The organism is Calidifontibacillus oryziterrae (assembly GCF_000331575.1).
GTDB classification, from domain to species: Bacteria; Bacillota; Bacilli; order Bacillales; family Bacillaceae_J; genus Calidifontibacillus_A; species Calidifontibacillus_A oryziterrae.
This window is the reverse complement of sequence record NZ_ANOK01000003.1, coordinates 299,000-323,228: the sequence shown is the minus strand read 5'-3', so window position 1 is coordinate 323,228 and position 24,229 is coordinate 299,000. Positions and strand designations below refer to the sequence as shown.

The following is a 24,229-nucleotide window of genomic DNA, read 5'->3' as shown; positions in this document are numbered from 1 at the left end:
TGTCCAGTGTCTATATTTCAACATAAAAGTATAAAATCCTGCAAGCTTTTTTAATTTTCAGTCAAAAAATAAATTGCTGACATATCCTTTACTGATGCTAGTTTTCTTCTATTCTTCTTTACAAATTGTTTGATCTAAACGATATAAAAAAGCAAAAATTTCCGCAACAGCTTGATAAAGCTCTTCAGGAATGGTTTCATTTATTTCTAACTGTCCAAGTAGCTGTACAAGTGATGGATCTTCTTGAATCGGAATATTAAATTGTTTTGCTTTCTCTAGTATGTTATCAGCAATTTCTCCCCGACCTTTGGCAACTATCTTTGGTGCATAATCCTTTGATTGATTATAGGATAATGCAACAGCCTGTTTTCTCTGTTTATGTAAATCATTCATACGCGAAAATCCACCCCGTTTGCTGAAGAAATATTTTTCGTTTGTATAGAATTAACCTTTCGGACAGATTGCTGTTGGTCGACAACCTTTATGCTAGATAAATGATAATTTAACTTATTGAGATTTTCTTTTAACGAAAACATCAACTTCTTTACTAAAATATCTAGTTGTGGCGTTTCATTATATACTCTTATATTTACGATTCTATTTTGTACATGAACATCAACTAATGTTTCTTTAATATGTGCTAAATCTATGTAAAATACAATTCTACAGAAATCGGGATCAATATCACCGTTTTTCCCTCTTCTTCCACTCCACTGTATCGTTAAATCGGTCATAAAGTGTTGTAGCTGAATCGGGATTTGCATGATCAATTGTTGAACCGGTCCTTGCTCCGAGGAAAAAAGTAGTTGTTGCCCTGTTATCCGTTGAAGTAATTGGTCAAGTTTATCCTTCAGATGTGGGGTTAGTACCTCATCTGAAAGAACTTTCATTAATAAAGGCTTTAATGTTTGCAGATTTGCTTCTATTTCTTGCTTATTCTCTGCAAATAGCAAAGACCGTTCGTAATTCAGGCCAAGACTGTTGAATAACTGTATGAAATTCCTTAAAACCACCTTCCCATTTCCCCAATTAGCTGAGGACTCATTTAATGGTTGAATAGTTTTATTTAAGAGATTTATTTCGTCTTCAGTTAAAATTTCATTATGGTGAAGCAAGGCTTGTTTTATAGCAGTATTATTATTCTCTACTACCTTCAAGATGATAGCATTCTTTTCTAATATAATTCTTTCATTTGAATTAATTAAACTTTTCAACTCATTTAATTCCGCTGACGTGAACCCAAGTTTGTGCAATAGTCCTTGTGCGGTTTTTTGTTCAGCATTGGATTCTGTTTTTGTTATAAATTTGAGCAGATCCTGAATCATCTTCACAGCTTCGTCTTGGTGTTTCACTAATATAACCGACTGTAACAAATTTGCTAGTTGCATCATTGTCGAGGTCTTTTGCGGTACGTCAAGTATATCCGCAAAAATGTTTACAAGACTTGAAGACAACGATTCTTTTGTATATACGGCATACATACTATTTAAAATGTTATGATTCATTGGCAGATCGTTCTGAATTACAAACTTTGTAGCAATTAATGCCCTTTTGATGTCTGTTTTATCTTTTAACCATTCTGAAGCTTGCTTCAATCCATCCTTCGTAATAGGCAGACCGTCTTTTACAACCATGCTAATTAATTGTTCATTTTCACTGGTTGTTGCTAGTCCTAATTGCTTTAGAAGCTGCGAAGCATCAAATTGAGTAGGAGAAAGAATTGGATTAACTTGATTATTATTCGTTTTGTTTAATTGGGAATGTTCTATTATTTTTAATTCGATCATATTTTCGTTCGGTACAACTTGAAACCAGTATTTCATATTAATGTCGAGTGCTGCATGTAACTTTGCATGCAGCTTAACACCACCAAGCTGAATAAGTGCAAGATCATCCGGATAAAGCTTTACTATTCCACCATAGAAAATCTGTCCAGGTTTAAGCGTAAGCTTTTGTGACTTAAACAAATTTTCGTTCGATATAAATGATTGTAAGTTTTGAAAGTCAATCATTTTTATGGACTCCTTCCTCAGTAAAAAGAAAAAAGATGCTAGAGTTGGTTTTGTACCATTCTAGCTATAGGAATTAACCATATTGTTTAATTGGTGCAAATGAGCGACGATGTTCGTCAATAATTCCATATTTCTCAATGCTTTCCATATGTGCAGCTGTCCCATACCCCATATGATTTTCAAATCCAAAATGAGGATATTTTTCACCTAAGTCTTTCATATACCGATCTCTTGTTACCTTGGCAATAATGGAGCTTGCAGCAATCGATACACTTTTCGCATCCCCTTTAATAATAGGCTTTTGCGGAATAGTGATTGGAATTTCCATAGCGTCAATTAATAAATAATCTGGCTTTATTTTTAGGCTGTCAACAGCCCTTGACATTGCGAGCTTCGTTGCTTGATATATATTAAGTTCATCTATTTCTGCTGCTGTCGCTTTACCAATCGCAACACATATTGCGTGTTCCATAATGTATTTATAAAATTGCTCTCGTTTACTTTCAGAAACCTTCTTTGAATCATTTAATCCTGGTAAATAAAAATCCTCACCTAGGATAACAGCTGCAGCTACAACTGGTCCAGCCAATGGGCCCGCTCTTATTCGACTTTTTATATTCATACATATATTGGATGACTAATCTAAAATATATGATTTCATAAGGTTTCTAGCTTATTTATCAACTAAATTTTGTCTGAGTACGTTATTCCAAACATGTCTAAGTATAACCACCTGAAATCAGACTATATTGAACGGTTTGTCATATTATTATGTATGACTTTGTTTATAGTTAGTAAAGATAAACGTCTATTCTATTTCCCTAAATAGCAATCATTGCACGCGCCTAAAATAGATGTAGGTTAGGCAGTTCATTTCTGCTTGACCTTTTCCTGCAAGTCAATTCCCTTAGGGTTACTATTTATGCAGGGTATAGTCGCCATTTTAGTTTAAACAAGATTATGTATCGGCACAAGAATTTTTTAGCATTCCATAGCTTGAACCATCACTAATTAATACACTCTTTTTTACCGAATGCATTTACTTCCAATAATTTAGGCACTCTAGCCAAAGACCCTTCTATAATATATATATTATAGAAGAAACCCACTCGTTTTGAAATGTAAGCGTAAAATAGCCCCCACCTGTGAAGATGAGGGCTGGTTCGTTATGATTTAAGTATTCTTTTTGAATACACGGCAAGTTAACGGTATGGTTGATGACCAAGGCATTAATTGATCTAATGCATCTTGATCTTGAGTATCCATATTTGGTAGTTTCTCAAAAAGATAAGTGAGATACGTAAATGGATTTAAGTTATTTTCCTCAGCTGTTTCAATAATACTGTAAATGGTTGCGCTAGATTTAGCACCTCTTTTTGTGTTGGCGAATAGCCAATTTTTGCGGCCAATGACAAATGGTTTAATGGAACGTTCGCTACGATTATTATCTATTTCCAATCGACCATCTTTTAAAAAGACCACGAGTTTATCCCATTGGTTTAGACAATATTGAATGGCTTGACCTAGGGCACTTTTCGGAAGAACTTTAGATCGTTGAGTTTTAAGCCACACTGAAAAAGCATCCAGCACTGGCTGACTGCGTTCAATTCTTGCCTCAAAGCGTTCTTCAGGGGTTGAATCCTTTAAATCACGCTCAATCAGAAAAAGTTGATTACAGAAGGTAAGACCTTCTTTTGCAGCTACTGGAGTTGATTGCTTCGAAACTGGTAATGCCTTTAACGCCTCATCAAATTTGCGTCGCGCATGCGCCCAACAACCAACTAAAGCCACATTTGGAATTCCATGATATCCTGCATAGCCATCTACATGGAGGTAGCCCTTAAAACCAGTTAGAAACTTTCGAGGATGTTCTTTCCCTCGTGTTTGTTGGTAGTCATAAAGGACAATGGCAGGACCTACTCTTCCTGTGCGATAGAGCCACATATAAGAAGTCGATGTTGCCTTTCGCCCTGGTTCATGAAGCACCTGTAAGGTCGTTTCGTCTGCATGAAGGGTCTCCTGTTTGAGTAAGTGCTCCTTCATTCGATCATACATGATGCTCAACCACTTATCAGCCCCGTGGATCATCCAATTCGCCATCGTCTGGCGAGATAATGTAAAACCCAGTCGCTCAAATTGCTTTTCTTGACGATAAAGGGGTAACCCTTCTACATATTTCTGGCTCATCACATACGCCATACTTGAAGGGGAAGCTAAGCTCCCAGAAAAAACAGGTGCTGGCATGGGTGCTGTGACGATAGGGGTCTGAATCTCATCGTGCTCACAGTGACGGCAAGCATACACATACCGTACATGTTTCACCACTTTCACTTCAACCGGAATGATTTTTATTTCTTGACGCACTTCCGTGCTCATTTCATGTAATTTCCCGCCGCAACACGAACAGACCTGCTCTTCTGCGGAAAGGCGGTATTCTACCGTTTCCGTAGGCAAGTCTTCTAGCATCGTTTCATGTTGTCCATTTTTCTTACGACGGTGATAAGTAATCGTTTCGGTAACTGGATCATTTAAGGATGATACTTCTACCTCAGCTTCATTAAACAATAAAAGTTCTAACTGATCGAGATTTGTTTTTTCACTCGATGAGCCAAATTGTCTTTTTTGGCTGAGACGAAATTGTTCCTCATACCATTTGACCTTCCCAGCCAGTTCAGCCACTTGCTTTTCAAGGGTTTCACATCGTTCTTGGAGATTTTCATTGTTGGGGTGAATGTGTTCATTGTCGTTTTCATATCTTAATATATTCGACATATTCAAACAAATTCCTTTAGAATTGGGCACGAAAAATAGGATTCAAATGACCGTTCTAGCGATAACTTTGGGATGAGCCTGTCGCTGTTCAAGCGGAAGTCCATCCAATAACCACCGAAACTGACGACGGCTTATTTTTAATGGTGCTTCGCTATCTTCCGTTGGCCATTGAAATTTCCCGCGTTCCAACCTACGATAATAAAGCCAGAAACCGTTGGTTTCCCAATGAAGGATCTTGAGTTTATCCTGGTTTCGATTACAAAAGACAAAGTAACTACTGGGCGAAAATGGGTCTAGTTCAAACCCCACTTTCACTATAGCAGCTAATCCATCTATAGACTTTCGTAAATCTGTACTTCCGCGTGCAAGATACACACGGTCGACCAACGTTTCATTTAACATAGCGCCCCTAACGTCCGTACGACGTTCGCAAGGAGAGTAGGATCAAAACCAGATTTAACCTCTATGGATGCTTGCCCCATTTTAATCTGTATGGTTGATTCGGATGAGTCATCCACTTGGTCATCCATTGTGACCGGAACCCATTTTGATAATGGTGTTGAAGCAGACTTTGGACCTTCTATCTTCTTTAACCAATATTTTAATTGATGAATATTTAATTCGTTGGCTTCGCACCATTTGGTTTGGGGCTGTCCACTAGCTCTAAAAACAGCGATACGTCGTTCCCATTCTTGGCGCAAATCATTTTGAGACATCAAAAAACCTCCTCAAATTTTAATTTGAAGAGATTATCTCATAATCTAGTATTTGTTAACATGTGGGTACGGTTTGACGCTTACAAATAAACACTATGCTTTAAAATTCTATCCCATACACGCTCTTTAATTAGTACGAGCTGTTAATTTTTTTGTTTATTTTTATCTTCTTCCACTTTGTATACTTTTTGAGAAATTCAGGAAATATAAAATTACACATATAGATAGAGGAGGATTTTGAGGTGATTCGAATTAGAAGGCTTCCTTCAAAGAAAATAGAAAAAGAGCATAAAGAACAACAACAAAATCCATCTCAGGACACCACCTTATCAAAAAAGCTAGAAGATAATATACAATATTTCTCCTCTCTATATCAGGAGAGTTCAGATGTAATATTTCGTTCTTTTGTTGTTGGTAAAAAAGAAGCTATTATTATTTATATAGAAGGTTTAAGTGATACTCAAAAGCTAGATGAACAAGTGCTTGAAATATTATTTGATAAAAACAAGTTTGATGAAACAGACTTTCTTCTTTCTATAAAAAATCGATTACCAGTTTCAAATATAAAAAAGATTTCTACGTTCTCCGCGTGTATCGATGCAGTTGCCACTGGAAATCCAATTTTGCTTTTTGATGGATTTGAAGAAGCTTTATCCTTAGGCTTAGTAAAGTTTGAAATGCGTTCGATTGAGGAGCCTCAGGCTGAGTCCTCCATTAGAGGTCCAAGGGAAGGTTTCACTGAATCACTTAGTGTCAATACATCTTTATTGCGTCGGATTATTAAAGACCCTGCACTAAAAATGAAGAACGTCCATGTCGGCAAATATACGAAAACCAAGGTTGCGATTTCTTATATTGAGGGATTAGTAGATAAAACGTTGATTGAGGAAATCGAAAACCGCCTTAAACGCATTGATATTGATGGGGTGTTAGAAAGTGGGTACATTGAACAATTTATTGAGGATAACCCCTATTCCCCTTTTCCGCAGGTATTATATACAGAGCGTCCTGATGTGGTTTGTGCTAATTTGCTAGAGGGCAGAGCTATTTTAATGATTGATGGAACACCATTTTCATTGGTTGTACCAGTGAGTTTCTTTAGTTTATTTCAATCTCAGGAGGACTATTATGAACGGTTTTGGATCGGGACCTTTATTCGGGCTCTTCGGTTTCTTTTTTTAGGAATAGCCTTATTCCTCCCTTCCATATATGTTGCTATTACCACTTATCATCAGGAAATGGTTCCGACAGACCTGCTGCTAAGTATAGCGTCCTCGAGAGAAAGCGTCCCTTTCCCTGCCATCGTGGAAGCTGTAATAATGGAAATTGCCTTTGAAGCCTTGCGTGAGGCAGGAATTCGTCTTCCTAAACAAGTGGGTTCAGCTGTTAGTATCGTTGGGGCACTTGTTATTGGACAGGCAGCTGTTCAGGCGGGGATTGTATCAGCACCCATGATCATCGTGGTGAGTATCACAGGAATTGCTTCATTCATGGTCCCTCGCTATTCAGTTGGTCTTGCCATTCGATTGTTAAGGTTCCCTATCATTTTCCTAGCAGGCTTTTTAGGATTAATTGGTGTGATGATTGCCTTAATTATGCTCATTATTCATCTATCAACGCTAAGATCCTTTGGGATTCCTTACTTGAGTCCAATAAACACTCTACAAAAACATCTGATGAGAGATACACTCTTTCGTACTTCTTTATGGAAGATGAACAAACGTCCTCATTTAACAGGAGAATTTAATGCCAATAGACAAGGAACTAACTTAAAGCCTGGACCTAATAATGGTAGTGAGTAGGTAAGAAGGTGGTGAAAGTAACGTGCTAGAAAAAGGGAAAATAACTGCCCTTCAAATGGAGTTTATGATTGTTCCAACTATTATTGCTACGGGGATCCTTTCTATCCCCTCCATAGCAGGAAGACTTGCAGGTCGTGATATGTGGATGACACCCATCCTAGGCTCTCTAATAGGTTTTGTAACGGTATATATCACTTGGAAACTCCATCAATTGTTTCCAAAATTGACCCCCATTGAATATAGTCAAAAAATTCTTGGAAAACCACTAGGAAGGTTATTGGGTCTTTTTCTTGTTTTATTTTATATGCACAATACAGGAATATTAATTAGACAGTACTCTGATTTCATCACAGGTAACGTTATGCTCCAAACCCCAGTCGTTGTTTTTTCCATCAGTATCCTGTTTGTAAGCGCACTAGCGGCGCGTGGGGGGATTGAAGTGATTGCAAGATCTGCTGTAATTTGTACCACACTATTCCTAATAACTACTATATCTCTTCTTTTTTTACTTAAGGATATTGATGTTACCTACATGTTACCTATTCTAGAGAATGGTTTGATCCCTGTAATTAAGGGAGGTTTTGTAAATAATGCATGGATTAGTGAATTTTTTCTTTTGTCATTCATTTATCCTTTTATAAATAGCCAAAAACGGAGTTTAAAGTCTGGGATGAGAGCGTCTCTTTTCGTTATGTTTATACTATTATATATTAACTTTTTTGTAATCACCCTATTAGGAGTTTCATCCTTTAATAACTTTTATCCAGTATATTCTATTTTCCGTAACATTAGTGTATTTGGATTTTTTGAAAACTTTGAAATCATTGTTACTGCTTCCTGGGTTTTAGGAAATTTTGTTAAGGTTACCGTATTTTTATATGTCGTAAGTTTGGGACTTGCACAGCTGTTAAGACTTTCAAGTTATCGGCTTATTGTGTTTCCCTTAAGCCTACTTTTACTTTTTTTTAGTTATTGGGACATCCCTAATATAGTGACCTTAGTAGACTACCTGACAAAAATTCAGCCTTTTTATTTTGTCATCGTACAGACTCTTCTTCCTTTAGTTTTACTACTAATTGCTTTAGTACGCCGGGAAAGGAGTAAGAGCAGTTGAAGAAATGGATTTTTTTCATCATGTGCTTTTGTGTTCCAACTCTTGCAGGCTGCTGGGATCGAATAGAAATGCAGGAACTTGCAATTGTTACCTCAGCTGCAATAGATCGTTTAGAGGATGGAAATACAAGAATATCTGTCCAAATCTTTATCCCACGTACCATTTCAAGCGGACAAGGAGGTGAGGATCCAAGTTTAGGCTCTACTTTTGTACGTGAAGGAACAGGTGATAATCTGGCAAATGCGATTTCAATATTACAAACCAACGTTCCGAGGAGACTGTTTTGGGGGCAGTGTAAAATATATATTTTTGGGAAACAACTTGCTTTAGACGGTATACGTAATGAAATAGATTATTTGTTTCGCCACCCAAGTCCAAGGGAAAGTTCCTTTTTATATGTAAGTGAAGGTGAGGCAAAGGAAATGTTAACGCTAGTCCCACCTCTAGAAAGATATTCAGCAGAGGCTCTTAAAAAATTAACACAAGACGAGTATGGAACAAAAACAACATTAAGGGATGTCGATATGGGTTTAATGGGGGATAGTGAAAGTGTATCTATGCCCTATATAAAAAAGCTGATATCAAAAGAAAAAGCAAGGAAAACATATGAGACCATACCTGTTATTGATGGGACGGCTGTTTTTAAAAAAGATAAAATGGTTGGAACGTTAAGCATGAAGGAAGCTCGCGGATTACTGTGGTTAAAGGACATTGTAAAAAGGAGTACTATATCCATTCAACCTGAGGGTACGGACGGAGAAATTACGATGACACCGACCTTAGGAAAAATAAAGTATAGCCCCGAAATCAAAGAGAATCACTGGATTATGAATCTAAACATTGCTATTGAAGGAGATATTGTTCAAAACGAAACTCATTTAAATCTTATGAATGAGGATGTCTTGATGGAAATGAAGAAAGAATATGAAAAGGCCTTAAAGGAAATAATAGCCTTGACAGTGAAAAATCTCCAACAGGAATTCAAGGCAGATGTCATCGATTTCGGGAGGAGATTTCATCAAAAATATCCGAAGGAATGGAGAAAGGTAAAAGATAGATGGGATGAAAAGTTCCCAGAGGTACAGGTGCAAATCAATGTTAATGCCAATATAAGGAGACCTGGTTACATTGGCCCGCCCGCAGCACTACCAAAAGATGAGGTGATAGAATAATGCAATTGAATTGGACAACCGTTTTTATTGTGCAATTTATTATTTGGTTAATTGTATTATTCGAGTGGAAGCAATTCAAAAAAACCTTGAAGGCTGACAGAATTACATTTTCTGTAATCCTGATTTTGTCAGCCTTTATGTCCTTTTTTAACTTAGAAAACCTACCAGGTCCTATAACTCTTCTTCAATACATTTTTGGTCCTTTAGGGAGATTAATGGAGTAAATCTTTCTGAGTGCGCTTCCAAATTGAAACACTTTTCAATAAACTGGCCATTAAAGAAACAGCCCCAATTTTAAGATGTCGGTCTATTGCCAAGGTAGTAGACCGACATTTTTGATTAAAGGCTCTTGTATTAGCTTTTTAGTTAGTGAACAATAGCCAACAATTCTCCACTAATCTACTGAACTTTTGAGGGATATTGTTTCACTGCGGAGATCGCAAAGACTTCAAAATTCAACTAAAGAAACTCCATTTCCTTAGCTATTGGAAATGACGTTCTTTATGTGGTTTGTTAAACTAAAGCCCCCGTGGGACTTTTTCAAAGAAAATATCTTTACTATATTGCCTCCTTTTTCCTAAATTTACTCCAAACGCTATTTTTCTTGTATTTTCTTCTTTTACAATAAAAAATGAGCAAAACAGGATTGCTACTTGTTTTACTCATGTTATTTTTAGATTATATTTTCAACAAAATAAAGTCATTTGAATGGTAAGTTGACATCAACGATTGTGCCTTTATTTACAGTGCTTTTGATTACCATTGTTCCGCCATGTTCATAAATTATTTTTTGACTAATCGTTAACCTAACCCCGTTCCTTTTTCTTTATTACTATAAAATGGTCCTCCAATATATTTCATTCTTTCTTCTGGGATACCCTGCCCGTGATCTATAAATCTGAATGTAATAAATTCTGAATCCTTCCTAACCATTTGGATTGTAATAATACCACCATTTGGCATAGCTTCTGTTGCATTTTGTAGAATATTGATAAAAACATATTTCATTTGATCTACATCACAATAAATAAAAATATTTTCTAATAGTGGCTCTTGTAGGATTTTAACATTTTTTAGAATTGCTTTAAGCCTATATACTTGTACGACTTTATCAAAAAAATTCTTACTGTCCACGTCTCTCATTTGATTTTTTTCAGTCTTAGCAAGTAACAGAAAATCATTCACGATACTTTCTAATCTATGAATCTCGGACATCATAATATCTGAATAGAAAGGTTGATACTCGTTTTTTTGCAATAACTGAACAAAACCTTTTATGGAAGTAAGGGGATTTCTAATTTCATGGACCACCCCTTTAGCCAATTGTCCTACAACGGAGTGCTTTTCAGTTTTAATGAGCAATTCCTCAGCTTTCTTTCGTTTTGAAATATCACGAGCTACAACAATAAAATGTTCAAGTTCTCCCTGTTCACCAAATACAGGTGTTCCAAAAGCTTCTAAATATACCCAACCACCATTTGCATGTTTACAACGGTATTCAACATAACGTGGGGCTTTGGACAAAACCATTTGTTGATATTCCTTCTGAATCTGAATTCTATCATCTGGATGCACCATGTCAAAAGGGGAATTCCCTTCATATGTAAAGAGACGGTATCCTAAGACCGTTTCATGGGAAGGAGAGGCATACTGAATAATACCATTTGAATCTAATATTGCAAGTAAATCCTGCGTATTCTCTGCAATAAGTCGATACTTGTATTCACTTATTTTTATTTCCTCTTCTAATACCTTCCTTTGTGTAATATCCACACATGAACCAATAACCTCAACTATTTGTCCACCTCTTCTGATAGGTCGTAAGGAAGCGAGATACCAGATATCTCCTAATTTCCCTTCGTAACTAACATTCTCCTCTACTTCCCATGCCCTCTCGTAATATCGTATTTTATTATTAGCAACATTTTCAGGATAAATGTCATAAAGTCCCTTACCTACAATATGCTCAGGTGTCATCCCTGCTTGATAAAGTAGTTCCCCATCACACATTGTATGGATAAATTCCCCATTACGTTTTATAAATTTAAAAGTCATCCCTTGTTGTTTTCGGATTGTATCTTTCAAATTTTGTCGAGTCATTTCCAACTCTTCTTCGAGCCATTTTTGGCGATTAAGATGAATAATATTAACCCGCATAAGAATGTAGGCCAGCAATGACTAGATTTACTGCTACTAGGTTAAACATGATGATTGCAAAGCCCACTACCGCTAACCATGCGGATTTTTCACCATGCCAGCCTTTTGAAAGACGTAAATGTAAAAACGCAGCGTAAAATAACCATGTTATTAAAGCCCATACTTCCTTTGGATCCCAGCCCCAAAACCTAGTCCAGGCAACTTGGGCCCAAATCATCGCAAATATCAGCGCCCCTAATGAGAAAACTGGAAAACCAATCGTAACGGAACGGTAGCTTATCTCATCTACTAAATCTAGATTCACACTTTTTAACAACGGTTGAATCGCTGCCGCAATCCTCTTACGCAATAGCAGACGCATGAAACCATACAGGATTAAACCAGAAAATAATGACCAGATCAATGTATTAAATTTCTTTGGTGCATTTTCTCCAGTCATCCAAGACGGTGTTTCAAATACTGGACCAAATCCCTCAGTAATCTTTTCTCCACCAATTGGTCCTGCAATAGCAGGCATTTCATATACGAGTTCGACCTCCTGCTTCGTTTTATTAATCCATTTGAAGGTCATTTCATAATCCATTGCTTTAAAGGTAGAGGATACGATTACAAAACCAATAACGGCAATAATTCCATATAAAACAAACTCAAGCCAAAATGTCCGCTTACTAGACCTTGATTGGTCAACAACATGAATTAAATATATTAGTCCGGCAGCAAAGCTGATCGCTAATATTGCCTCACCTAAAGCCGCTGTTGTAACATGAATATAGAGCCAATGACTTTGCAAGGCTGGAATTAATGGTGAAACATCTCTTGAAAACATTGCTGCATAAGCGATTACTAATAATGCGACCGGCATTGTAAAAGCTCCAATCAACGTATTTTTATACATAAAATAAATGATAATAAAAGCAAATACGAGCATCATTCCAAAGAAAGTTGTATATTCGAATAGATTACTAACCGGAGCATGTCCCGAAGCAATCCACCTTGTAATAAAGTATCCTATTTGCGCTAAAAAGCCTATTATCGTAACTAATATCCCTAACTTTCCCCATTTATTTGTATTTGCTTTTGAATGTTTATCACGAATAGATGCCGCAAAAAATATAGTTGCAAATAAGTATAAAACAAACGCAACGTATAATAAATTACTGCTTATTTCGATCATTTAATTCGCCCCCCTTATTTCACACTTTCTAAGTTATCGTTAGGAATCGGCAACGTCGTTCCTTTAAACATTGTTTCAATCTCTCTTTTTAGTCCATACCAGTTTTTATTAGTATGTGCCGCTACGATAATGTCTTCATCATTTTTTTGGATCCAAATCCGGCGATGGTTCCAATACATCCCTTGGATTACACCAATCATGAAAAGAATCCCACCAGCAATAATAATACCGATTGTTCGGTCAAGGCGTACGGTTAGTCCGGTTGCATTTCTTGTGGTCATATCTTGAAATGCCATTCTAAATATATTTTCACCAAATGGCTCAGCATTTGATTGAATTCCAACAAAGCTAACTTCTCCGTCCGTGGCTTGAGGCGAGTACATTTTGAAAATGAATGCCGGATTGTCTGGTAATCTATTTCTAGTATTCGGATTGCCTTCTGCATTGAAATAAAAGTTAGGGAAATAGCTCATAATCTCTACTTTATAGCCATCACCAAGATCATATAGTTTTTCTGGATTTTCCAAATTAATAACAACACTGCCATAGTTTTTCTTTGTATTTTTTTCAGTGAGATTAAATGTCATTTCATAAAATTCATCTAGCTTGTAATCCGTTTGGTATAGTGCAAACCCTTCAAACTTTAATGGTTCATTAACACGGACCTTTTGCTCCTTTATTTTTTTTAGCTCAGGCTCAGTTCCCGGAACAGCTTCATCTACACGTTCATAAAGGAGAACATCCGCTTGGTAGTTTTTAGCCATACCCATCCCGACAGTAAGGTTGTCTTCATCATCATATACTTCCTTTATGAACTGCTTATTTTCTAAATAATACTTCCCATTCGTACCAGGAATCACTTTTGTTTCTCCGTCACGAAGCCATAATGCACCATCAATGTACATGCCTGGGAAAAAGCGAAGCATCGCACCAATTAGGAAGATAATTAATCCTATATGGTTAACATAAGGGCCCCAGCGTGAGAAACGGCCTTTCTCAGCAAGAATATTTCCATCTTCAACACGAACGTTGTAATGCATCTTTTTTAACGCTTTAATCCACGTATCGATAGACTCCGGTGTATCCACCTTTGCCCCAGCAAACAACCGTTGTCTACTTAGAAAGTTTGGATTTCTTTTTACTCCTTGCTTTTTGAGGGCTTTATATAAAGGAACTACTCGGTCTAAAGAACAGATTACAAGTGAGATTGCAATCGATGCTACTAGGATCATGTACCACCAGGAACCATATAAATTATTGAATCCTAGCCCGTAATAAACCTTTCCAAGAACCCCATACTCCTGCTCATAAAAATCCCCGGGAGACATATTTCGAGGTATATACATCTCCTGCGGGAATAATGTACCTAATGCAGAGGCAACTAGTGTTATAACAATTAACCAAACTCCAACCTTAACAGAAGAGAAAAAATTCCAAATACTATCTATAAAAGTTTTTTTATATGTTTGTGAGCGCCTTGCACTACCATCATAACGCATATCTAAAAGGCCATGAGTGCCATTCTCCTCAAATGACTTACCGCAGGCCTCACAAAATATCGTTCCATGAGGGTTAACATGGCCACATTCACATTTTACTTTATTCATCTTACTCCCCCAACAACATATGGCTTGAATCTTTCCATATGACTTTTAATTAACTTTTCCGTTAATTGTCCAGTAATGATATCTACAATTTCCCCATGAACAATGGAAGATCCTTTTTTCTTATCGATTGATAGAATACATTTGCCTTAACTTTCCCTTCAGTAATTAGCTATTCTACCTTTCTTCTAAATGCAATCCAGCATATGCAATTACTTCCCGCAAACGTTCCATAGTATTTTTACCTCAGATTCAATCATCTTGATCATTCCCAATTTTCAAGCGCTAGTTAATATTTTTGTCGAAAATATAGAACGCGGAGGCGATTACTTCCACCTCCGATGATTGTGATTTCAAAATGTTTATTTTCCTTCACGATATAACATGGTCAACAGGAAGAATAGGATGTAGCTTGAAAGTAATGCAACCCCACCGCCTATATAAAAGGTTAATGTTAATCCTTGCGGTAAATCGAATGGTTTTACCATGTAAAGCCACATCCCAACGGTTAAACCTACGGATCCAATAATCGCCGTCCAAACATGAAGTTTGGTTAATAGGGTTTGAGAGGTTTGGAAAACCTTATAATATACTGACCATGCAAACAAGCTTAACCAGCCCACAACAAGGATGTGTGCGTGAACGGGGCGAAAAGCATACGAACCAGCCCCAGCCATATGTGCCCCCAAAATGGCCCCAATCACTCCAAAAAGACCGGCGAATCGCAATAATAATTTACTATTATTCATTTGAAATAATCCCTCCAAATAAATTGTTATTTAAACTATACTCAATGAATATGAACACTGTATGAACAAATGCAATATTCAAAAATATCCTACTTAAAGACTAATCTGATCTGCATCATTCTTTTTGAAAAATAATTTACGCAGCCACATACTCATATTATCTAGATAGACATACATAATCGGAATCACGAATAATGTAATCAAAGTTGAAAGTGATAAACCAAAGACAATAACAATACCTAATGATCGCTGCAGTTCAGACCCTTCTCCTAGGCCTATTGCAAGGGGAAGCATTCCCAGTACGGTTGTTAGCATGGTCATAAAAATGGGACGCAAACGGCGAGTACTCCCTGTCACCAGCGCTTCAGCTCTTTCCATCCCTTGGGCTCTTAAACTATTAATATAGTCAACCATGATAATCCCATTATTTACTACGATTCCAGCAAGCATGATTAAACCAACTAATGCCGGAGCATTTAAAGGTTGTCGGGTAATAAATAGGCCGACAATCACCCCAATAATGGTGGCAGGGATGCTGAACATAATAATAAATGGATACAAAATGGATTCAAATTGTATAGCCATGATTGAATAAACCAAGATAATGGATAGGGCCAATGCAATAAGCATTTCTTTAAATGCAAATCTTTGTTCCGTGTTTTGTCCATCGAGGTAGATCCTATAGCCTTCCGGTGCATTCATAGAATCTATTACTTGCTCTATGTCCCGTGTGACAGACCGCAAATCACTACCGAAAACATCTGCTGTAATCTCTACACCTCTTTCCATGTTCTCACGGCTAATCGTATTCGGCCCATCTACAATTTTTATTTCTGCAAGGGCGGCTAACGGTACCGCTGTTCCCATAGGTGTCATGATTCGTAAATCTTGTAAATGATTCAAATCCTTGCGATATATTTCCGGTAAAGAAACGAAAACGTTAATTTCCTGTCCGTCAATCTTCAGGGAAGTAGCCACCTGTCCTTGAAAACTAGCACGTACATTTTGCATTACCTGGCTTATGGTCAAATGATAGTAATCAGCGGCATCTTGATTGACACGAATCTGTAGTTCAGGACGAGTATCTCCCATGGAGCTATTGATGTTCGCAATCCCTGGAATGGTAGTCAGAATGGTCTCAACTTCTTCAGATAAATCCTGTAAAATATCTACATCATTGCCTGCTATTTTTAAAGATATAGCAGATTGGCCTATACCACCGTCTTGCACTGCCGCTGTGTTTAGTTTTACGTCCGGAAATCGATTGGCAAATTCACTAATCTCCTCGATGATTTGTTCCGTTGACTTGTTTCTGTTTTCCGTTTTGTGAAGACGTATGAACAAGTTGCCTTCGTTTGACTGATCCCCATCTCTGCCACCGGCTCCACCGATAGTTGCAGATACCAACTCCACACTGGGCTTTTCAACAAGAAAATTCTCCAAAGATGAAACAACCTCGGATGTTTCTTCTATATTGGTACCTTCAGGAAATGTAGCTGTTACCTGAATTTCTCCCTGATCAAGTGCTGGTAAAAAGTCCATTTTTAATAAAGGCAAAAGCAAAAGACTTGCTAACATAGATCCAACCGTTATTGAAAGCACAGTTTTCTTCCTTCGCAAGGACCAATGTAAAAAACGTGAATACCTTTCTTTGACCATTGAACCTATTTGATTAGTCCATTTTTTTGAAACTATATCTTCTGTTTTTAAAAGACGGCTGGCCAACATCGGAACTAAAGTAATCGATACGACTAAAGAAGAAATCAAGGAAAAACTAATCGTCAAAGCAAGCGGTTTAAACAATTGACCTGCCATTCCCTGGGTAAAAGCTACAGGAAGGAAGGCAACAACGGTAGTTAAGGCTGAAGCAATAACAGCCATCACTACTTCTTTGGCACCTGCAATAGCTGCCTCCAGTCGTCTATAACCTTGTTGCCGATAACGGAATATATTTTCTAAAATAACAATCGAGCTGTCTACCATCATCCCAACTCCGAGCGCCAGTCCACTCATGGTCAACATATTAATCGTTTCTCCGAAAAAGTACATCATAATAAAGGTAGAGATAATCGAAATCGGAATGGACAAAATGATCACCAATGTACTTCGAAAATTACGCAAAAATAGCCACAAGACAATGGAAGCAAGAATACTTCCATAGATTAAGTTTTTCAAAACATTATCAATCGCTGACTGGATAAACTCTGAGCTGTCCGAAACCACTTGCAAGCTAACACCGGCAGGCAAAGATGAAGCTAGATTCTCTACTTGCTTTATAACTTCCTTGGCAACCTGAACCGTATTTGCATCCGATTGTTTTGTTACAGAAATACCTATGGCGGGTTCTCCGTTTATATAAGAATAAGCGCTTTGTACCGTAAACGATTCCTCAATTTTGGCCACATCCGTTAATCTTATCGTTTGTTTAGATGGTATGCTGATTAATAATCGTTCTAGATCTTTAAGCTGTTTATACTCACCAAGCAAGCGAATATTCATATCTTGTGATCCTCTTAGAATTTTTCCTGCCGGCATACTTTTATTATTCATCGATATGGCCTGGGAGATATCCGCCATGCTTAAACCATATCCCTCCAACTTGCTCGGATCTACTTCCACCTTTATTTCTTTAGATTGTGCGCCAGTTAAACTCGCCTCGGCAACTCCGGGAATTCTTTCGATTTGTGGTTGAATGAGATCTTCGGCTAGATCAGTCATTGTTTGTAACGACTGATCATTTCCAGATAGACTTAACTGTATGATAGGTTTCGCATTTGGATCTATTTTCATAACTAAAGGTGTTTTCGCATCCTGTGGCAACGCTCCCTTCACTTGATCTACTTTTTCCCAAATGTCATTTAGGGTCTTATCTAGGTTCGTACCTGTCTGAAAAACCATTAAGATGATTGATTGGTTACTAACTGATGAAGATTGAATTGTGTCTAGACCTTCAATTGTGCTGAGTGACCTCTCCAAAGGTTTCGTTACAAGATTTTCTATTTCTTCAGGAGCAGCTCCATCATAAGAAGTACTAATATAAGCAACAGGGATATTGAAATTGGGATATAAATCGATGGCAATGCTTCTTAAGGAAACGATGCCTATTAACAACACGATGAAAATACTAATTAAAACACCAATTGGTCTTTTGACAGATGTATCAATTAGCTTCATGTTTATTCACCTCCGCGATTTGGATCAATGACCCGTCTTCTAACGTAAGGTGACCTTTAACAATGACTTTTTCGCCTTTAGTAAGTCCCTTTTTAATTTGTACAAAGTGTTCATTTTCTTCACCAACTTCCACAAGTTTACGCTCAGCCCTATCGCCATTCACAACGAAAACATTATACTCTTGGTTCGCCAATATCAAAGCAGAACTTGGTACAAGAACACTTTCGATGTCGTTTTTATGAAGACTGATAGCTATTTCAGCAAGCATACCCGGTTTTACTTTTGGGGTGGAAGAAAACAGTTCAATCTCTATTGGATAAACCTTAGTCTGCGGGTCTTTAACCGAGCTAATAAAGGTAACCTTTCCCTTCACTTCCGCTTGAATAGATTTCACAAATATAGATAGTTCTTTATTTACCTCTAGATTTACCAACATTTCCTCAGTAACAGATGCTTTGACTAGCAGTGGCTCAGTCTGTACTAACGTAAATAACACCGTTTGCGAGGAAGCAAGCTCCCCAAGCTCTATGGTTGTTTTCGTTATTTCACCGCTCATAGGGGCCGTAATGACCGTTTGTTCTTTTTGTCGTTCGGCCAATTCAATGGAAAGTTTAGCTTGGGCGACAGAGGCTTCTGCGACTTTAATCGATTCTGTCCGTTTGGCGTTAGCCATGGCCTTTTCGGCTGCCTGAATGGCCGCTTGTGCTTTTTTTAATGAAAGTTCATTTTGTTGTAATCCAGCTACAGCTTGTTTTAGTGTATTTTCAGCCTGCTCAAGCTCCTGTTTAGCCATGGCTCCATGTTCATAAAGTGTTAATACGCGCTGATAGTTTGTTTCTGCTGTTTGATGGGTAGTCATTGCATTTGAAAGACTGACTTGAACCTCCTCGAAAGCTATTTCGGAATTCTTTAAGTTAAGTTCCGCCTGCTCTACACCTTTCCGATAGTTTAACTTGGCGTTTTCTACGTTTACTTGGGCGGTTTGAAGCGATACTTTTGCTTGTTTAATATTATTCTCAAAATCAGTTTGTTCTAATGCCGCTAACACCTGGTCTGCTTCGACTCGTTGCCCTTTTTTAACGTATACGGCCTGGACCGTTCCAGATACCTTTGGGGAGATATTGAGTTCCTTACTAGCCACAATTTCCCCAGTGAAAAGCTGACTTTCTTTCAATAACCCTGTCTGCGCCACAGCAATATGTACGGGAAATGCTCTTTCCATGTCTGTTGTTGAAGTTTCCTGTGCCTGACATCCGGCCATAATAAGGATGAACATAAGAATGAAAAATGAGCCTATTAATTTATTAGGCATTTTTATTTCCTCCTTTATTTGTTCCAATATATGGTTACTATTATTCCATACTTATATGAACGCAGTATGAACAGGTGAATTTTATTGAACAAAGGAATCCGAATGACAAAACCCCTGAAAGGGAACCATCCTTTCAGGGGTTTTTATTAAAATTTAAATAGAAATTATATATTTAAAGGTAACTCAACAATAAACGTAGTTCCTTCCTTTTCTTTACTATTCACATGAATATGACCATCATGCATTTTGACAATGGTCCAAACAATGGATAGCCCGAGGCCTGTTCCCTCAATTGTTCGTGTCCGTGCGGTATCTACCCGATAAAAGCGGTCGAAAATCCTTTCAATATCGGTACTATTTAATCCTATTCCCGTATCTTTAAAGGTTACTACCATCGATTCTCTTTTTTGTTCAATTGATATTTCAATACTTCCATCGGGTTTGTTATATTTAATCGCATTTGTTAATAAGTTATCCCATACCGTATTGAGTAAAGATGGGTCACCGATGATTTCAGTATCCAGTAAGGAATAGCTCAACATAATACCTTTTTCACTTACCAGCCATTGATAATTTCGTACTAATTCTTTAATTTGCTGACCAACATTGAATGTCCTTTTTTTCATAATATCATCATTGCGATCTAATGAGGCAAGAAGTAATAGTTGTTTCGTTAGCGTTGAAAGCCTCTGTATTTCATTATTAATGATGGAAACGTATTGACCTCTTTCTTCTAAACCGATTGATTCATTTTCTAATAGGTCAACATAACCTTTTATATTGGACAAAGGCGACTGAATATCATGAGAAATGTTAGAAATGAACTCTTTTCTGATGTCATCCATTTGTTCCAATTTTCTTGCCATCCGTAAAAAGCTATGTGAAAGGTCCCCTAACTCGTCGTGACGAGTAATATCGAGTTCGACATTGTAATCACCATTAGAAAGTGATTTCGTGGCTCTTGTTAATTTTGAAATTGGCTTTACTAAATACTTAGTATTAAAAAGCACCAAAACAATGGTCAAAAAAATCATAATTACAATCATCCACCCAATTAAAAAATGCATCTCACTAAAAAGAAGTTTAATATCCGGTCTGAGGAAAAGGGCATAACTTTTTCCGTTATGTATTAATGGGACACCAATTGTGTTCTTCAATTCATTTGCAAAAAATCCTGTTACAAACGTTTCTTGCGGAAATTGAAGAATGCCATGGTAGATATTGCCGTTCAATACAAGTTCTTTGATTGAAACCGAAATATTTTTATCTCTGAATGGTGTGCCAAAAAAGACTTCTTCTCCAACAGGATCGATCAGGTAAATTTGATATCCAATTGAAGAGATGTTTTCTAAGTACTCTTTTAAATTGACATTGGGGTGCTCATTCGTATATGTAGCGATAGATTGTGCAATCTTTGTAATTTTTTGGTCGTTATATGGTTTTAACTTTTGCTGATAATAAGTATTGGATATTATAAAAGCAAGGACACTGCTTAAAACCATAATCCCAATCGTAATGACAACGAATTTTACGTAAAGAGTTTTCATTATTTCTTGGCCTCCAATGAATATCCAACCCCTCGTACTGTTTTAATTTGAAAATCATCCGTTAATTTCGAAAAACGCTCTCTTAATCTTTTCACATGAACATCTACCGTTCGTTCGTCTCCTTCATAATCTAAGCCCCAAATCTGTTCAATAAGGTGATCCCTCGAAAACACTTGCATTGGTTTTGACATAAGAAAATACAGAAGTTCGAATTCCTTTAAAGGTAAAAGAATCGTTCGGTCTCCAACTTGAACTTCATAGTTTTTTTTGTTAATTGTTATATTCCCCATACGAACAATAGACTCGTCTGATTGATCATCATACCGCCGCAACAAAGCCTTTATCCGAAAACTTAATTCTTTTGGTTCAAATGGTTTAACTAGATAATCATCCGTTCCAGATTGAAACCCCTTTTCCTTATCCTCAATTTGATTCTTGGCTGTTAAAAGAATTACCGGAATATCGTATTTTGCTCTAATTTCTTTCGTTAAAGCATACCCATCCATATAAGGCATCATCACGTCTACAATAGCGAGGTCACACATTTCCTTTTTAAGTGTTTCTAAGGCCTCAATACCATTATTTGCTTTGAACACATGATAACCTTGTTCAGTTAAGTGAATATATACAAGTTGTACTATGTTGATATCGTCATCAACAATTAGAATATTCGTCATAATGTCATCCCCTACCAATCACCTTGTTATTAAAAATGTATACAAAAAAATAGCCCGGCGCAAGAAGGCAGGGCTGTCTTATAATTAGGTGGATTCTTAAGCTCCTTGCAGCTCAAGAATTGAGTCTTTATTCGGCGAAATTAGACCATCGCTCATTTTGATTATACGATCTGCGTATGGGAGCATTTCTTCATCATGTGTAACCATTAGGGTAGTAATGTTTAGCGTTTTGGTTAAATCGCGGATTAATGCCATTACATCTCTAGATCTTTTCGAATCAAGACTTGCAGTTGGTTCATCAGCGAAAAGAACTTTAGGCTTATGAATGATTGCACGAGCAATCGCAACTCTCTGTTTCTCCCCACCTGACAATGAAGGTGGATAAGCATTTTTACGATGGTCCATTGCAACTAATTGTAGAATTCTGTTCACTTCTCTTTTTTGTTCCTGTTTCTTAAATTTCGTTTCAGAGACATCTAGCATGAGCATTAGTTGTTCTTCCACTGTTAAAAAGGGTACAAGATGGGCGAATTGAAAGACAAAACCAAATTTACTTGCCCGTACCTTTCGGATTTGTTCTGAACTCATGTCAGCCATATTTTTATCATCGAATATGATCTTTCCGTCTGATGCAGGCTGAAGTCCTGCCGCTATTGTTAGAAGAGTACTTTTACCAGACCCTGATGCGCCAACCAATGCCGTCACTTCCCCTTCTTGTAGGGAAAGATTAATTCCTTTTAATATTTCTTCTTTTACCTCTCCATTTGTAAATGATTTTCTAACTTCATCAATTGTAAATATTGTCATATTAAACCTCTCCTTGTTGTATTGCTTGTAATGGTTCAATCTTCTTAATTTGAATGCCTGAGAGTGAGGCCCCAATAAAGCCAATCACTAGAAAGACTATAGACAATTGAGCCGTTGTTTCACCAGTTAATTGAAAAGGCATTCCTTCGGGTGCAATGATATTAAAAACTTGACTAAGAGCAATAGACATTGCAAGAGAAATCACTGTAATAAAAATCATCTGTGTCCACATCATTTTAAATAATTTACCCGTTTTTACGCCAATTGCTTTTAAAATGCCATATAAACCAATCTTTTGAATGTTCATCATGTAGAAAAAGATAGCAAATAACATTCCACTAATGGCAACTAAAAACCAAATAATCATATTAAGGGACATTTGTTCTGCTTTATAACTTGAAATCGTATTTAGAAAATCATGCTTTGAAAATGATTGTAACCCTGTGAATGCTTGAGAGGAATCCCCTCCTGGGATAAAGACTACTTGCATTTCTTCAACTCTGTAGATTTCTTTGTAGTCCTCCTTATTGATATAAGCAACTGGGACATGACTATATTTCTTATGATCAGCAAAGCCTTTTACAATAAATTTGCCGCTAAAATGATCGTTAGTTAAGGTATCTCCAACTTTTATTCCTTTATCCATTAATGAGCTGTCTAATATAATTTCATCGTGTTTCACATTTTCAAATAACTTTGAATAGCTTGATGTAACAAAGGCAACACTTTGTTGTTTATCATCCTTGCCATTTAGAAAACCCATTTGAACAGAGAATGCTACAGCATCTTTTTGTTTGTTTACTATTTCATTTTGGATACTGTTATCTATTTTTGACAGATTATTAGTTTCCTCCGCAGCTTCAGTCATATAAAATTGCCCTTCTGGTAGATCCCTAATTAATCCGGCATTGTCTTGCGATAATCCATTTGCCAAACCCGATATAATAAAAGTAAGAAAACTAACGAGAAAAACAATTGAACCTAATATCAAAAATCTCACTTTATTTTTTTTCATTTCTTTAAATGCAAGATTCATCATGAATTCCTCCAATCTCTTTTCGACATCCTCAGAATATACCTCTTTTATGAACTAAAGATGAACAAATCATTTCATTTAAACGTAAAATCGATGTGGAACCAGTTTTGGATTCTTGAGGGCCAATTTGCATTTCACTTGATTTTCTGTACGTGACATCACTTTTCGAAAATACTCCAATTGCTACAAGTAAATCTAATTTTTGAGGAAGATACATTCTACTAAAATCGAATACTGACGATTCGAATAGTACTGTATTTAATAAAGACTCAACTTGACTTTCAATCAATAGCTGCCCTTTTAGTATCATTGTTATAATTGAATCTTCTTCAAAGATGTACTTGTCAAATTTATTTATTGATACTGCTGCCTCTTCTCTAGTTAACGAAGCGTCAAAAACAGTG

20 protein-coding genes and 1 pseudogene are annotated in these 24,229 nt (G+C 36.9%); 4 read left to right on the top strand and 17 right to left on the bottom strand.

Features of this window, described 5'->3' with window-relative positions; translation table 11 throughout:
- Positions 1-108: 108 nt before the first annotated feature.
- From D612_RS0101675 to tnpA, 6 genes and pseudogenes are all read right to left on the bottom strand, one after another.
- Positions 109-393, bottom strand: coding sequence for a FlhB-like flagellar biosynthesis protein (locus D612_RS0101675; protein ID WP_017753739.1), 285 nt, complete (start codon positions 391-393; stop codon positions 109-111).
- Positions 390-2,012, bottom strand: coding sequence for a hypothetical protein (locus D612_RS18585; protein ID WP_017753738.1), 1,623 nt, complete (start codon positions 2,010-2,012; stop codon positions 390-392). Before D612_RS18585 ends, D612_RS0101675 begins: the two co-directional genes overlap by 4 nt.
- Before the next feature lie 73 nt (positions 2,013-2,085).
- Positions 2,086-2,607, bottom strand: a pseudogene (locus D612_RS17685) (ribonuclease HII); the annotation flags it as partial.
- 578 nt (positions 2,608-3,185) lie between these two features.
- Positions 3,186-4,784 (bottom strand): IS66 family transposase, encoded by a 1,599-nt coding sequence (gene tnpC, locus D612_RS0101660; protein WP_017753736.1) that lies wholly within the window; start codon positions 4,782-4,784, stop codon positions 3,186-3,188.
- A gap of 42 nt (positions 4,785-4,826) precedes the next feature.
- A complete protein-coding gene (tnpB, locus tag D612_RS0101655; protein WP_161603218.1) occupies positions 4,827-5,159 on the bottom strand; it encodes an IS66 family insertion sequence element accessory protein TnpB in 333 nt (110 codons plus the stop codon).
- 20 nt (positions 5,160-5,179) lie between these two features.
- Positions 5,180-5,500 (bottom strand): IS66 family insertion sequence element accessory protein TnpA, encoded by a 321-nt coding sequence (gene tnpA / locus D612_RS0101650; protein WP_017753734.1) that lies wholly within the window; start codon positions 5,498-5,500, stop codon positions 5,180-5,182.
- Positions 5,501-5,742: 242 nt separating this feature from the next.
- Between tnpA and D612_RS0101645 the strand changes: the two genes are divergently transcribed.
- Genes D612_RS0101645 through D612_RS17680 form a run of 4 tightly spaced genes read left to right on the top strand, consistent with a single transcriptional unit; the run spans position 5,743 to position 9,812 of the window.
- The gene (locus D612_RS0101645) at positions 5,743-7,302 is read left to right on the top strand and encodes a spore germination protein (protein WP_017753733.1); all 1,560 of its coding nucleotides are present in this window, start codon (positions 5,743-5,745) and stop codon (positions 7,300-7,302) included.
- A gap of 22 nt (positions 7,303-7,324) precedes the next feature.
- Positions 7,325-8,416 (top strand): GerAB/ArcD/ProY family transporter, encoded by a 1,092-nt coding sequence (locus D612_RS0101640; RefSeq protein ID WP_017753732.1) that lies wholly within the window; start codon positions 7,325-7,327, stop codon positions 8,414-8,416.
- The gene (locus D612_RS0101635; protein WP_017753731.1) at positions 8,413-9,588 is read left to right on the top strand and encodes a Ger(x)C family spore germination protein; all 1,176 of its coding nucleotides are present in this window, start codon (positions 8,413-8,415) and stop codon (positions 9,586-9,588) included. Before D612_RS0101640 ends, D612_RS0101635 begins: the two co-directional genes overlap by 4 nt.
- The gene (locus D612_RS17680; protein ID WP_017753730.1) at positions 9,588-9,812 is read left to right on the top strand and encodes a hypothetical protein; all 225 of its coding nucleotides are present in this window, start codon (positions 9,588-9,590) and stop codon (positions 9,810-9,812) included. Before D612_RS0101635 ends, D612_RS17680 begins: the two co-directional genes overlap by 1 nt.
- 577 nt (positions 9,813-10,389) lie before the next feature.
- Here D612_RS17680 and D612_RS17675 read toward each other — a convergent pair.
- The 11 genes from D612_RS17675 to D612_RS0101575 form a co-directional block, all read right to left on the bottom strand.
- Positions 10,390-11,688 (bottom strand): PAS domain S-box protein, encoded by a 1,299-nt coding sequence (locus D612_RS17675; RefSeq protein ID WP_017753729.1) that lies wholly within the window; start codon positions 11,686-11,688, stop codon positions 10,390-10,392.
- A 46-nt stretch (positions 11,689-11,734) separates the two neighbouring features.
- Positions 11,735-12,919 (bottom strand): c-type cytochrome biogenesis protein CcsB, encoded by a 1,185-nt coding sequence (gene ccsB, locus D612_RS0101620; protein ID WP_017753728.1) that lies wholly within the window; start codon positions 12,917-12,919, stop codon positions 11,735-11,737.
- A gap of 14 nt (positions 12,920-12,933) precedes the next feature.
- Positions 12,934-14,526, bottom strand: coding sequence for a cytochrome c biogenesis protein ResB (locus D612_RS0101615; protein ID WP_017753727.1), 1,593 nt, complete (start codon positions 14,524-14,526; stop codon positions 12,934-12,936).
- A 359-nt stretch (positions 14,527-14,885) separates the two neighbouring features.
- Positions 14,886-15,272: a hypothetical protein gene (locus tag D612_RS0101610; protein WP_017753726.1), complete on the bottom strand. Its 387-nt coding sequence runs from the start codon at positions 15,270-15,272 to the stop codon at positions 14,886-14,888.
- Between the two features lie 93 nt (positions 15,273-15,365).
- Positions 15,366-18,446: an efflux RND transporter permease subunit gene (locus D612_RS0101605; RefSeq protein WP_017753725.1), complete on the bottom strand. Its 3,081-nt coding sequence runs from the start codon at positions 18,444-18,446 to the stop codon at positions 15,366-15,368.
- On the bottom strand, positions 18,433-19,785 hold the full coding sequence (locus D612_RS0101600; RefSeq protein WP_154649410.1) for an efflux RND transporter periplasmic adaptor subunit: 1,353 nt from the start codon (positions 19,783-19,785) through the stop codon (positions 18,433-18,435). Before D612_RS0101600 ends, D612_RS0101605 begins: the two co-directional genes overlap by 14 nt.
- A gap of 137 nt (positions 19,786-19,922) precedes the next feature.
- A complete protein-coding gene (locus tag D612_RS0101595; RefSeq protein WP_017753723.1) occupies positions 19,923-21,305 on the bottom strand; it encodes a sensor histidine kinase in 1,383 nt (460 codons plus the stop codon).
- Positions 21,305-21,982, bottom strand: coding sequence for a response regulator transcription factor (locus D612_RS0101590; RefSeq protein WP_017753722.1), 678 nt, complete (start codon positions 21,980-21,982; stop codon positions 21,305-21,307). The genes D612_RS0101595 and D612_RS0101590 overlap by 1 nt, the downstream gene beginning before the upstream one ends.
- Before the next feature lie 96 nt (positions 21,983-22,078).
- A complete protein-coding gene (locus D612_RS0101585; RefSeq protein WP_017753721.1) occupies positions 22,079-22,789 on the bottom strand; it encodes an ABC transporter ATP-binding protein in 711 nt (236 codons plus the stop codon).
- Between the two features lies 1 nt (position 22,790).
- On the bottom strand, positions 22,791-23,825 hold the full coding sequence (locus D612_RS0101580; RefSeq protein WP_017753720.1) for an ABC transporter permease: 1,035 nt from the start codon (positions 23,823-23,825) through the stop codon (positions 22,791-22,793).
- A 31-nt stretch (positions 23,826-23,856) separates the two neighbouring features.
- Positions 23,857-24,114, bottom strand: a complete 258-nt coding sequence (locus tag D612_RS0101575) for a hypothetical protein (protein WP_154649409.1) — start codon at positions 24,112-24,114, stop codon at positions 23,857-23,859.
- Between the last annotated feature and the right edge of the window lie 115 nt (positions 24,115-24,229).

What these genes read in the sequence shown, in the direction of transcription:
- D612_RS0101675 (WP_017753739.1), bottom strand. Translation starts at nt 393, where the DNA reads ATGAATGATTTACATAAACAGAGAAAACAGGCTGTTGCATTATCCTAT.
- D612_RS18585 (WP_017753738.1), bottom strand. Translation starts at nt 2,012, where the DNA reads ATGATTGACTTTCAAAACTTACAATCATTTATATCGAACGAAAATTTG.
- tnpC (WP_017753736.1), bottom strand. Translation starts at nt 4,784, where the DNA reads ATGTCGAATATATTAAGATATGAAAACGACAATGAACACATTCACCCC.
- tnpA (WP_017753734.1), bottom strand. Translation starts at nt 5,500, where the DNA reads ATGTCTCAAAATGATTTGCGCCAAGAATGGGAACGACGTATCGCTGTT.
- D612_RS17680 (WP_017753730.1), top strand. Translation starts at nt 9,588, where the DNA reads ATGCAATTGAATTGGACAACCGTTTTTATTGTGCAATTTATTATTTGG.
- D612_RS17675 (WP_017753729.1), bottom strand. Translation starts at nt 11,688, where the DNA reads ATGACTCGACAAAATTTGAAAGATACAATCCGAAAACAACAAGGGATG.
- ccsB (WP_017753728.1), bottom strand. Translation starts at nt 12,919, where the DNA reads ATGATCGAAATAAGCAGTAATTTATTATACGTTGCGTTTGTTTTATAC.
- D612_RS0101615 (WP_017753727.1), bottom strand. Translation starts at nt 14,526, where the DNA reads ATGAATAAAGTAAAATGTGAATGTGGCCATGTTAACCCTCATGGAACG.
- D612_RS0101610 (WP_017753726.1), bottom strand. Translation starts at nt 15,272, where the DNA reads ATGAATAATAGTAAATTATTATTGCGATTCGCCGGTCTTTTTGGAGTG.
- D612_RS0101605 (WP_017753725.1), bottom strand. Translation starts at nt 18,446, where the DNA reads ATGAAGCTAATTGATACATCTGTCAAAAGACCAATTGGTGTTTTAATT.
- D612_RS0101595 (WP_017753723.1), bottom strand. Translation starts at nt 21,305, where the DNA reads ATGAAAACTCTTTACGTAAAATTCGTTGTCATTACGATTGGGATTATG.
- D612_RS0101590 (WP_017753722.1), bottom strand. Translation starts at nt 21,982, where the DNA reads ATGACGAATATTCTAATTGTTGATGACGATATCAACATAGTACAACTT.
- D612_RS0101585 (WP_017753721.1), bottom strand. Translation starts at nt 22,789, where the DNA reads ATGACAATATTTACAATTGATGAAGTTAGAAAATCATTTACAAATGGA.
- D612_RS0101580 (WP_017753720.1), bottom strand. Translation starts at nt 23,825, where the DNA reads ATGAATCTTGCATTTAAAGAAATGAAAAAAAATAAAGTGAGATTTTTG.